This window comes from Cyclobacterium sp. L-R (genome assembly GCF_056859355.1).
Genome location: NZ_JBSXOH010000040.1, coordinates 59,440 through 71,697 on the forward strand (window position 1 = coordinate 59,440; position 12,258 = coordinate 71,697).

Here is a 12,258-nt window from a genome sequence, read left to right on the forward strand (position 1 = left end):
TCAAGATAAATGTATGCATTAACTCCTAATTAGCAGGAAAAACCAAGCTCCTGTTGCACATGGAGTTTTAAATGCTGAAATTATACAGAACCTTATAAATCCCAGTATTTGTATCATTTTTAAAAATGACTTGCATCATGTAATTAACTCAGAATCATCACTAAATTCGGTTTTTATATTTCTCCCAATGTCAAAATCAACCTCCATAAAAGATCGCTCACAGTCGTTTTTTGTCGAAATCGGTGACATGACCCTTTTCGCAGGACGATTTTTCAAAGAGGCATTCAGCCTGCCTTTTGAGTTTAAGGAGCTGATTCGCCAATGCTATAACGTAGGGAATCGTTCACTGCTTTTGGTGGGAGTAACCGGATTTATTTTGGGTCTGGTATTTACCCTTCAGTCACGCCCTACGCTAATGGAGTTTGGGGCGGAGTCATGGATGCCATCCATGGTGGGAATATCTATTGTCAGAGAAATTGGCCCTGTGATCATTGCCCTTATATGTGCCGGAAGGGTAGGCTCTGGGATTGGGGCAGAACTGGGTTCTATGCGCGTTACGGAACAAATAGACGCCATGGAGGTTTCTGGTAACAATCCTTTTAAATACCTGGTGGTTACCCGTATTCTGGCCACTACATTAATGTTGCCGCTTTTGATAATTACAGGAGATGTAATAGCCCTATTAGGGTCTGCCATAATTGAAAACTTAAAAGGTAATGTTTCCTATGTACTCTATTTCAATCAGGTATTTGATGCTCTCAATTATAGTGACATTATTCCCGCCACGGTGAAATCAATTTTCTTCGGTTTTGCCATTGGGTTGGTGGGGTGCTATAAGGGGTACCATTGCTCTAAGGGAACCGTTGGTGTGGGAGAAGCCTCAAACTCTGCTGTTGTATATACTTCCATGCTGTTGTTTGTAATTGATTTTATTGCTGTGTTTGTTTCTGATATATTTTTCGAAATTTAAATGGAATCCACAAAAAACTTAAAGCCTGTATTAGAGTTAAAAAACCTCCACAAAAGTTTTGGTGAGAACCATGTACTTAAGGATTTTAGTCTAAAACTTTTTGAAGGAGAAAACTTGGTTGTAATGGGCAAATCAGGTTCCGGGAAATCGGTAATGATCAAGTGCCTGGTAGGTCTCATCCAACCTGACAGTGGAAGTATTACCATCAAAGACCAGGACATCACCAGCCTAGGTCATACCGAACTGGACCTTCTCCGCACGGAGATCGGCTTTCTTTTCCAGGGTAGTGCCTTGTACGATTCCATGACGGTTCGTGAAAATCTGGAATTCCCCCTTAGGCGTCAAACCCATAAAATACCAGGTTTTGAAAGTACTGAAATTCTAGTCAAAGAAGCATTGGAAAATGTAGGCCTGGCACATACCCTAGACTTGATGCCTGCAGAACTCTCCGGAGGAATGCAGCGAAGGGTGGCTTTAGCTAGGGCATTAATCTTAAAACCAAAAATAATTATTTATGATGAGCCAACAACAGGCTTAGATCCAATCACGGCAAAAGAAATCATAGAGTTGATGCGAAATATTCAAGAAAAATACCACACCTCCTCGATAATTATCACCCACGATGTGGATTGTGCAAGGGTCATTTCAAACAGGATGATTTTGCTCGTAGATGGCACCAATTATACCGAAGGAACTTTTGAGGAGCTTTCTAATTCAGAAGACCCAAAAATTCAGGCCTTCTTTAAAAACTAATCGTATGGGAAAATCTAATTCTTACAAAGCAAAAGTAGGCCTATTTGTAGTGATAGGGACTGTGCTTCTCATTGCCATTCTCTATTCTATAGGAAAGCGCCAACATATTTTCAGCAGAAATATTCAACTCTACGCTGTTTTTGACAATGTAAATGGCCTACAATCGGGGAACAATGTGCGCTATTCGGGAATAGATGTAGGCACGGTGAGTAAAATTGTAATGATTGATGAAAAGACCATTTCCCTTCAAATGATGGTGGAAGATAAAATCTCCAGATTTATTAAAGAAGACGCTATTGCCTTTATAGGTTCAGATGGGTTGGTAGGAAGTATGGTTGTCAATATTGTCCCAGGAAATGAACAAAATGCAAAACCTGTAGCCTCAGGAGACACCATACAGTCATACAGTAAAGTTGGAACGGATGACATGCTTTCCATCCTAAATACCACCAACGAAAACGCTGCTTTGCTGACAAGCGATTTATTGATGATAACCAATAAAATTCTGGAAGGAAAAGGAACCTTAGGCACACTATTGAGCGATACCTTATTGGCCCAAAACATACGACAATCAGTAATCGAACTGAAGAAAACGACTCAAAACACTTCTTCTTTGGTCACAAAGGTCAATGCAATCCTCGGTAAAGTAAATTATGATCAAAGTGCTGCGGCTGTTTTGTTAAGCGACACGGTTTCTAGCAAGCAGTTAAAGTTGGTCTTCGATAACCTTGAAAAATCCAGCCAAGACATAAAATTGGTAGCGCAAACCCTGGAGGAATACCTCAAAGAGACAAGAGCGGGAGAAGGAACTTTAAATCATTTAATAAAGGATGAAGCTTTGGTCGGGCACCTCGACAGTACAATGATCAACGTAAAAGAGGCTGCTGAGAAATTGAACGAAAACATGGAAGCGCTTCGGCAAAACTTTCTTTTCCGCAGGTATTTCAGGAAGCAGGAGCGAGAAGAAAAAAGAAAAACAAAAGAAACTGATTCAAACTAAAGCACTTTATCCTTACTTACCAGGTGTTTTCTTTTCTAAATTTCCACTCCTTTTTACAATGCTGAACTCTGTAAAAAATAGAAAGAGAAACCTGATAAAGCCTAAACAAAGTATGCTGTAAAGTTATGCCGCTAGCTATAGATCCGAATCAATTTATCAATCCGTCTTTTATTCTCCTGTTGCAATAATGAAGGGTATAAATTCAACACAATATTCACGGCCATCATTACCAATCCAAAGGAATAGTTGCCATAGATGAATTTCACAAAAGCAAAAACAGTCACCACAGCAAAGCCCAACAAATGACTAATATCAGATATTGACATTTCTTTCCGTAATTCATAAAGTTCACCTACCTGAATTCTTCTCTCCAGTTTAATCTTTTGGTTGAAGTATTTAAAAAAGGTGTTTTTGACAACCCTTTTAAATACCCCAAGGCCAATAGCCTTATTTAACCTTTTGCTTTTAATAAAATTAAGATTAGAAAGATCAGTATAGTAAGGTTGACTCTTTATCAAAGCATGCAAAATCAATCCAATAATCCATGAAATAATTGTTATTGAAATACTAAAGGATAGGTATTGCATAATCTAAATTTAACTCAAACTTACTATATCTTAGGCAATCAGCCATAATTTAGTAAAAAAGACGGATTTGATAGGCTAAAGCATTTTTCCTCGATTGGAAACTGATTTGGAGTATACATTTCCCTAAATTTTTAAAAGCGATATGTTCCCTTCGATAAAAGCCATTAATTCAGATGCTTTATTGAAAACTTTCTTAAGGTTCCCATTTTTATCAAGCACCAGATGGGTGGGATAGGCCTCTAATTTCAATTGATCAATAATCAATTCTTCTTGATCCGCAAAAACCACATAATCAAATACCTTCTTACTTAAAAACGCTTCCAATGAAGGTGGGGATCAGTGGCCAAAAAAGAACAGGAAGAGATAACAATAAGCTTAAACCTCCAAATCATATTAGGCGGTTAATTATTCATTTAATTTGATCAATTAATACCATGATTTCTGATACCTTCATTAATATAATTTTAATCAATATTCATGGCAATTCTAAACCCTAAATCATCTATTTTAAAAGCGAAGGGATGGCTCCTTCTTCTGGTTGTTGCCATTACACTTCTTTCAACATCACACCAACCTCCACCACGAAAAACCCGATAGGAACCATAAAGGGTCTCATCATAAATATCCGAACACCATTCCCAAACATTTCCAAGCATGTCATAAAGTCCCCAAGCGTTGGGCTGCTTTTGTCCAACTTTATGACTACGGTTGTCGGCATTTTCTTTAAACCAGGCAATTTTATCTAATTCTCCGTATCTGGTATTATTTGCGCCAGCCTGGCAAGCAAATTGCCACTCAGCTTCAGTTGGAAGCCGGAAGCCATTTGCATTGGAATCAAAACTTACTTCTTGTGAGGTTAAATCAATGGCATAGCATTGGTTTTTGGCCAATGCCTCAGACAGTTTATTACAAAACTTTACCGCTTCAACCCAGGAAAGAGTCTCAACAGGTAACTTTTCACCTTTGAAAGTAGCCGGATTTTCATTCATTATTTCAGTATACAAGTCCTGAGTAACTGGAAATTTGGAGAGTCTAAAAGATTCAATTTCACGTTTCCAGATTTTCTTTACCCGGTCGTCCCTCATTTCCACAGTACCTTTCGGAATCGTGACAAATAAATTTTCAACTGTTTTCACGTCAATGTTTTTCTTATCTATTTCCACGTTACTTTTTGGATTGAGGGTCTTCTTAAATATTGACTTGATTTTTAAATCGGTCGAAAAGGTTGATAGATAATTCAGCATAAAGATTGATGGCAATAAAAATGCGTACATTCTTATTACTATATTGCTCATCAGGAAGTTCGGAGGCAATTGCTCCAGCAATGAGTCCCCTGCTCACTTCTCTAAACTGATCCATCGCTGATAAAACCTCACAAAGCGTTTCGGATTCACAAACTGATTTTAAACATTCAAAATATTTACTTTCATGAATCAGTTCATAAGCTCCGTCATTATTCTTCCAAATATCCTGAAAAAAGGGTTTATTTCTATTGTCGTTCAGAAATTCTGCTAATCCTGATGTGACAAAAAAGTCAGGAGGCAAAGACATACTACTCCTATCGATCAAAAACATTTTGTAATCAATTTCGCCGTAATGTTTTAGAAGTTGATCATTAAACTTTTCTACTACAACCGCTACAAATTCAGACTGCTGTTTATCCAAACATTCAAGAGATTTAACCTCTTGTGAATTTCCGGATAAATTAAACAGAATTAAGAAAACCAAGGTAGCAAAGAGTGTTAGTGTTTTCATAATGTTCAGTTACTGAATTAGATAGACCAGGGCAGAATTCATTAATCCTTTCTAAAAATAGTAATATAAAAGCAAAGCATCAACGTCCTAATCCTTAGTTACATCAAGAAATCAACCTCAAGGCTTCTCTTTTACTTAAAGGACTTAATGCTGTATCATTTACAAATTTCTGCACCCAAATAGGATCGGTCCGACTGTATTCCCGCAGTACCCAGCCAATGGCCTTATTGATAAAAAATTCATCAGACCCCAATAAATGGTGAATGCACTTCACTAAAAGGGCGAGATCCATTTTATCCTTGTACTTTAACTGAAACAGCAGCGCACTCCTTTGCAACCAAATATTATTGGACTGCAGCCACTTGTTTGTATACCCCTCCCTTTCCTCTGGAAAAAGCAAAAAGTAATTGCCCATCAATTTATTGGCAATCATATCTACCGTATCCCACCAAGATTGATGAGCCACCATGTGGACATAAAGATGGATGTCCTCTTTCTCTGTGGCATTCATGTATCTTAATAAAAGCTCCTGGGCAAAGTAATGAAACTCCCTCTCGTTCCTACTCCATAAAACCTTTACCAATTTATGAAGCTCAGTCTTTGGAGGAAGCATGGCTTTGAGCAAAAATGGCCTTTGGATAGCCCTTCTTTGCTGGGTAGAAATGCCAAAAAACTGAAATTGATTCCGCAAATAGGCTTTTTGTTGTAAGGCCAGTTCCCTATTTTCATTACGGCTAAATTCCTGTTCCAATACAGCAATGTATTCAAGAGTTTCGTTGGATAGCATTTGATAGAATATTAGTGATAAGTAGCAAGAGGATAATTATTAGTAAACCTGTTCCTTTTAATCCTACCTGATGAATCAAAACTTAACTTGGACCTAAAATAAGGAATGTTTTTCACTTTTATTGATACCACAATCAAACTAGGTAGAGAGCTTCCCAAGTCAACTTCGACTCCGCTGACTTCGACAGGCTCAGCCACCGGAGCCGAATTACTCAATTTTCAACAGCTGAAGCTGGAGGCTATTAAAAAGGAGGAATCGTTAAGTTCTCCTTAATTTTAGCCTAAACCAATTGACCAAAGAAATCCATTCAATAGGAATGGGCTTTAGCCCATTTATAGGAGGAAATCGGATCATCCGGCTTTAGCCAAAATTTCGAGAACACAAGGGTTTTATTAAATCTAAATTCAAGTGGTCAATATGCTCAGGAATATCCAATACTCATAATCATTCTTTAATAAGTTAATGTATTAATCTCCGCCTTGTAGCTATTCGGTGTTAAGAAATTTAAGCAAGAGGCAAGGGCACAGGTGTTGTTTGAAGAAGCTTTTAAATAGAAAAAAAACCATAATTATCGAATGAAAGGCTTAGCAAATCAAGAAGGAAAAGTTGAATACATGTTTACTTATGCAATAAAATAAATAACTGAGGATAGTATTTACAATATGCTATCCTCAGTTACAGTTGGTTAATTGGAAGAAACTCCAGCAAGTTCCCAAACTCCATTATTGACTGATTTTTTTACATATTCTTTAAAACCAATAGGTTTCCTGCTGAGTACTTGCTCAATATCATTTGTAATTTCCGAATTGTCTGGATTGCCCAGCACTTCAGTGAACAAATACTCTATCAGCCATATAAAATCTTCAGGAACATTTTTCTGCCGCATTGCTGCTACATAAGCCTTAACACTAATTCCTGTAAACTGAATTTCTCTTCCACTGGCTTTGGAAATCATATGGACGGCTTCCTCGAAAGTCAATCCTTCAGGGCCGGTTAATTGGTATATTTCACCATTGTGTTTGTCATCAATCAATGCGCTTACAGCAACTTCAGCAATATCATTGGCATCAACAAAGGGGATCTTTGCTTCCGCATATGGCAAGGCAACATGCCCATTTAAAATCCCTTCAACCAGAAAATTTTCACTGAAATTCTGATTGAACCAATTTGCTCTAACAATGGTATAATCCAACCCTGAGTGTATCACCAGCTGCTCGCACAATTGGGCCTCTCGCTCTCCTTTGCCTGATAATAATACCAGCTTTTTTACATGGCTTTTTTTAGCAACTTTTACCAGTTCTTCGATGGCCTCTAAGGCCCCAGAAACTGCCAAATCCGGCTGATAACTGATATAAAGGGCCTCCATTCCTTCCACCGCTGCTGACCAGCCTTCCGGATGGTGCCAGTCGAAGGCAGGGTTTCCCTTTCTAGACCCAACCCTAACATGGTGGCCCAAATTGTTTAGTAATTTTACGATACGTTTTCCGGTTTTTCCGGTTCCTCCAATGACTAAAATGTTACGTTTCATGGTGTGTAAGTGAGTAGTTTATGATGATTGAGTATTTAGTACAAGCCCCACTAACAGCATTACAAAAGAAGCAATAGCACTTATTGTCCTAACCAAATGCCATTGCTTCCATGGCCTTTCAAATTTTTGACGAAGGGTCTTAAGATCTTCTGAGGTGGAAGCAGTCAAATCTGTCCTCTCAAGCATTTCATTTAATGGAACATTCTTGAATACAGTTACAAAAGCTACTCCCAGAATAAATAGCATTGTTGCTACCACTAAAAACCAAAAGGACTTATCCGCATTTTGATATTTAAGGTAGATAAGGGCAATATTTAAGACGAAAGGGCCAAAGAACACAAGGATAAATGTGGGGTTGACAATCACCCTGTTCATCTGTTGAAATGCATATAAAAACCCAAAGTCATCCATTTGTCCTATACCCGGAGTTACGGCATTCGTCCATGTAAAACATAAACCTGCAGTTAAACCTGTTAATAAGGTGGTCTTACAAAGCAAAACCGTTTCTATATTAAATTCCATTTCGACTAGTATTTTAAAGTTTGGGTTTTTGGGTAAACCCTTGTGTAATAATATAACACCGCCACTCCAAGGAGCTCAAATGCAATGATCCAAAACCCTAAATCAGTAAAAAAAGTATAATGATTCCCGCCATTGGGAATCACGAAAAGGGGTACGGTAATTAGCGCATCTAAAAATGCAGCCACCAGCAAAAACACCTGACCGACAAAATAACCATGGGTTTTACTACCCTTCTGATAGTATAAATACGAGCCCAGCCACACCAATGGCATCACTACAATAAGCAAAACCATATTGGCTTGTTGATTCGGGTCTTCAAGAAATTGGTAATGAAAGGAAAGGGTGTACATAGCCACTGCCAATAGCCAGATTCCTCCTCCAATTAAAATTGCTTTGAGAGTTTTCATGTCTTGTATTGTTTTGATTACAAGACAAAACTAGCTTAGCCTCTAGTAAACCATTTATTTAAAAAGATGTAAGATTTGTTTGAAAAGACGAGTTATTTAATCTGGCTGGGTCTATAACCGTATTTTTTCGCAAAAGCATTAGAGAAGGAGCTTAAACTGTCATAGCCAACATGCCAGGCTGCTTCCTGTACAGAAGCTTGTTTTTTACTAATAAGGCTGTGAGCTGTTTTTAGTCTTTCATGCTGAAGATACTTGAACACAGGAATGCCGAAAACCTCCTTAAATTCTTTTTTAAGCTTGGTTGTATTTAAACCCAAGGCCTTGGAGAGCTCCGTTAATGAGGGTGGATTATCCAAATTATTCGACAAAATCTCTTTGGCCATTTCTAGCCGTTTTCTATCTTCTGATTGGAATCTCTGGGCATGATCCATTGACAATTGACCAAAAAAATGGGACAACAAGGCGGTAATCTGACTCCTAAAAAACATCATTTTGGTTTTACCCTTGTATCTAATATTAAAAAGACTTTCAATAATCTGATGCATTTCGGGAGTCATATAAAAGCTCGACCCTTCAACATAATGGTCCTTGGGATTAACCAAATTTTCCAAAAGCTCCGAAAAAATTTTTCCTTCCTGGTTGGGAAGATTTGGTAAATTTCTAGTGGCTGTGGCTATAAGAATACATTCTAGTGGTTTGTTATTGGAAACCGTATGAATACAATCCACCTGTTCATCCGCATAAAAAGAGAGCGCTAAACCTTTGGTATAATTAAATTCACGCTTCCCGGTGGGGAAATTCATTTCTAAATTCACGTTACCGGAACCATAAAAGGCTACTGCAATCACGGGCTCATCAAATTTACAAGAATCTTTAATGATCTGCTTGGAGGAAGCAGTCTCAACTAAAACGGTAAAGTCGTTGATTTCAATAAAATCCCGGGTCATTGGTGGTAGGTCAAATAATCTTTCAATTTATACAATTTTATTGACTAAAATAAGTGGGCAGTTTATTAATTCTAGTACAAAGCAAGCAAGGTATACTAATCTTTTAAATTAACTTGTATTTTTTTATCCTATAACATCAATGTTAACGGGAGTTGGAAGGACCTAAATCAAAACATTCTCTTCTAGAGAACAATTAGGGGGCCTATACACTAAAATCATCCAACCAAACGTCCTCAGCGGTTTCATTCATCAGGATTTTGGTAAAAAAGATGTATTAACAAACTCCGAAGCTACCTAAACCCTAAAATAATTTACATTAAAATAAATCATCGGAAATTTGAATAAGATTAAGCCATTGCAAATGGCCATTTTAGAATAGTTTTTCTAAATTTCATTTAAGTGGATAGAAAGGTGTAATTGCAAATTACACCTAGGTGGGCTTTATATTAAAATTACCAAGATCATTTAAATAGCAATAAAAATTATACACCTTATTATCTTCTCTTTTTTCTATTACATCGTAAGTTGACAATCTTATATGCTCCCAAATAGATTTAAAACTCCTAATTATAAATTTTTGGTTATCAGTTATTATTTTCAGGTATGAATACAGTTTAGACTCCCTGTATATTACCTCAATTTTGTCTAAGTCATATCTTTCATTTTCAATAATAATTTGGGAATTTTTTTCGTCCACAGAAATCGATTTAAGAGAAATCATCTTCATTTATTTAAATTTATCGAATTCAGCACTTGTTTTCCAAAGGTTATCATAAGCGGATTTCCAATCAACCTTACCATTTTGGGTGAAATTCTTAGTCACATCATCTACTGAGGGGCCTAGTTTATTGCCATATTTAAAATAATTCCTTAATTCAGCAATGCCCTTATTAAATCCATCATCAGCCAATCTTACCATACCTTTTAAATTATTCCTAGCTGGAACCATTTGAGTTAAAACTTCCTCATAAGAATATCCATTGGCCATCATTTCGTCAGCTGTCTTCCGCAAAGCACCTAATCCCTCATGATAGCTCTTTCTCGTTACTGACCCTAACTTAAGCATTCTGTCGACCTTAGAATAAGCACCGGCTCCTCCTGCTACAAGACTAAGTGATGCATCTGCAATCATTGCTTGATCCTTGGAGAGGCCTATTGTCATTAAGCCCTGTTGAGTTAAAGACATTTCTGATTTGCCAGTCCAAAGTTGCTGCAAACCAGTTGACATCATATCAGATCCATGTACAACTAATCCCGCTCCTGCAACCTTTGTAACTAAAGTTGGCTCTGGAGTAACTAATAAAGCGACTCCTCCTACACTCTCTGTGGCCCCTCCTAAAAATTGCACACCACCCCATAGTCTCTTCCAACATGACGGACAATCCCTAGGCATCATCCCATCCGGATCAATAAACCTTATAGGGTTATCAAACGCATAATTGTAGGGAGAATGCCTTCTCATCTTGTCCGCTAAAGGATCCACCACTCCCCACCTACCCAAAACCGGATCATACATCCTAGCCCCATAATCATAATACTCCAGTCCATTATCTTCTATCAGTTCTTTCCCATTGTACAAGTACATATTCTCTTTTACTCCACCATTCTGATACCCAAGCCCTGTCAACTCCAAACCCCAAGGATCATAATGCATCTCCTGAATAACAATTGAGGGGGTTCTTGAGATGCTAAAATCATCGAACCAAACGTCCTCAGCGGTTTCATTTACCAAGACGGTTTCCATGTATCCGTCTTGTGAAATATACAATTTTTCTTCCAAAACCTCATGCTGATTGGCGGCTTTTCTGCTTAAGGGTTGCTTGCCTACTTCGTAACGGTTGCCGTCACTGTCATAAAGGGCATAAAGTAAGTAAGCTTCAGGGCTTTCTTTTTGCTGTAGGTCTGTTGCCACTATGCCAATCATATTTAATATCGTTATCGGGTTGGCAGCTCCTGCTTGCTGGGTACTTTTGGATAATTCATTGAGGTCATTGAGGATTTTACTTTTTCCTCTACTGCTTACAAACCCTGCCGGGTTTGTTTTTTGTAGTGTCTGTTCCTCGTACTTGCCATATACACTTAGGTTAAGGCGATCTCCTGTAAATACCTCTTGTCTACTTGATGGGCCTAATATCCTCCCTCTTTCTGCATTTAGCCATGCAACTTTATCCCCACCCGGGGTTACATTCTGTTCCGGATCAGTTTGCCTGGAAGCACTTAGTCCGGAAAAATCTTCCTGCTCTTTCAGTACATGTTGGCTTTCCATAGTCGCCAACTTTGTTTCGGTTTTAGGCTGTCTAAGCACCTGTCGAACATTACCTAAATGATCTTTAACAAAATACTCATATTGATATACTCCGGATTCATAAGTTACCCTGCCTTCTTCATGAACCATATAATCCAAGCTCCCATTTAGGAACACCAGCTCTCCAATATAGTCTCTAGTTTTAGCAGGCTTGTCCTGGTTCTCCTGAACCGTCTGGCTTAGCTTTTTCCCCTCTGCATCATATGCAAAGTTAATTTTCCCTCCATTGGAAAAAGTGATTTTTTCGGGCAAATTCAGGTGGTTGTAGCTGATTTTAGTAATCCTCTTATCGGGATTAGAAGTTTGGTTTCCATTGGCATCATAGGCGTAATTTTCTTGGGATCCGGTATTGGGTTTAAAATCTTTCGCGGTATGGGTATTGGAAACCAACCCGTCTGTGACGCGTAACAGTTTATTGGAATACCTGCCTCCTAACTCCTCATTGCTTTGGTACTTGTAAGTCAAATCATCCACTTTCCCATAGGTATTTTTCGACTTTTCGTTAAACCTATCCATTGTCAAGATATTCCCATTGGCATCATAGCTGATTCCTTGAAGGGAATAATGGTTATTTTCCCCTGCTGCTTCAAACTTTGCAGCTAACAGTCGATTGGCATTGTCATAATTGTAAGCGAAGCTCCTCGCTTTTCCGTCCTGTCCCTCCCATTCGATGCCTGCTATATTTCCATTGTAATAT

General features: G+C 38.1%; 13 protein-coding genes. 3 read left to right on the top strand and 10 right to left on the bottom strand.

Features of this window, described 5'->3' with window-relative positions; all coding sequences use genetic code 11:
- Positions 1-187: 187 nt before the first annotated feature.
- From AC13EX_RS03905 to AC13EX_RS03915, 3 genes are read left to right on the top strand one after another with little or no spacing between them, the layout of a single operon-like run.
- Positions 188-970, top strand: coding sequence for an MlaE family ABC transporter permease (locus AC13EX_RS03905; protein WP_048641903.1), 783 nt, complete (start codon positions 188-190; stop codon positions 968-970).
- Entirely contained in the window at positions 971-1,723 is a 753-nt protein-coding gene (locus tag AC13EX_RS03910) for an ABC transporter ATP-binding protein (RefSeq protein WP_048641902.1), read from the top strand. It abuts the gene before it with no gap.
- 4 nt (positions 1,724-1,727) lie between these two features.
- A complete protein-coding gene (locus tag AC13EX_RS03915) occupies positions 1,728-2,723 on the top strand; it encodes an MlaD family protein (protein WP_482891620.1) in 996 nt (331 codons plus the stop codon).
- 131 nt (positions 2,724-2,854) lie between these two features.
- Here AC13EX_RS03915 and AC13EX_RS03920 read toward each other — a convergent pair whose 3' ends face one another.
- From AC13EX_RS03920 to AC13EX_RS03965, 10 genes are all read right to left on the bottom strand, one after another.
- Positions 2,855-3,310, bottom strand: a complete 456-nt coding sequence (locus AC13EX_RS03920; protein ID WP_482891621.1) for a glycosyl-4,4'-diaponeurosporenoate acyltransferase CrtO family protein — start codon at positions 3,308-3,310, stop codon at positions 2,855-2,857.
- 123 nt (positions 3,311-3,433) lie between these two features.
- Entirely contained in the window at positions 3,434-3,634 is a 201-nt protein-coding gene (locus tag AC13EX_RS03925) for a TlpA family protein disulfide reductase (RefSeq protein WP_482891622.1), read from the bottom strand.
- Between the two features lie 140 nt (positions 3,635-3,774).
- Positions 3,775-4,473, bottom strand: coding sequence for a formylglycine-generating enzyme family protein (locus AC13EX_RS03930; RefSeq protein WP_482891623.1), 699 nt, complete (start codon positions 4,471-4,473; stop codon positions 3,775-3,777).
- 25 nt (positions 4,474-4,498) lie between these two features.
- Positions 4,499-5,065, bottom strand: coding sequence for a hypothetical protein (locus AC13EX_RS03935; RefSeq protein ID WP_482891624.1), 567 nt, complete (start codon positions 5,063-5,065; stop codon positions 4,499-4,501).
- Between the two features lie 103 nt (positions 5,066-5,168).
- Positions 5,169-5,852, bottom strand: coding sequence for a DNA alkylation repair protein (locus AC13EX_RS03940; RefSeq protein WP_482891625.1), 684 nt, complete (start codon positions 5,850-5,852; stop codon positions 5,169-5,171).
- 685 nt (positions 5,853-6,537) lie between these two features.
- A complete protein-coding gene (locus tag AC13EX_RS03945) occupies positions 6,538-7,380 on the bottom strand; it encodes an NmrA family NAD(P)-binding protein (RefSeq protein WP_482891626.1) in 843 nt (280 codons plus the stop codon).
- An 18-nt stretch (positions 7,381-7,398) separates the two neighbouring features.
- Entirely contained in the window at positions 7,399-7,902 is a 504-nt protein-coding gene (locus tag AC13EX_RS03950; RefSeq protein ID WP_482891627.1) for an anthrone oxygenase family protein, read from the bottom strand.
- Positions 7,903-7,907: 5 nt separating this feature from the next.
- Entirely contained in the window at positions 7,908-8,309 is a 402-nt protein-coding gene (locus AC13EX_RS03955; RefSeq protein ID WP_482891628.1) for a DUF5367 family protein, read from the bottom strand.
- Positions 8,310-8,401: 92 nt separating this feature from the next.
- Positions 8,402-9,256, bottom strand: a complete 855-nt coding sequence (locus AC13EX_RS03960) for a helix-turn-helix transcriptional regulator (RefSeq protein ID WP_482891629.1) — start codon at positions 9,254-9,256, stop codon at positions 8,402-8,404.
- A gap of 727 nt (positions 9,257-9,983) precedes the next feature.
- Positions 9,984-12,258, bottom strand: a 2,275-nt coding sequence (locus AC13EX_RS03965) for an RHS repeat domain-containing protein (RefSeq protein ID WP_482891630.1), incomplete at its 5' end; no start/stop codon positions are given.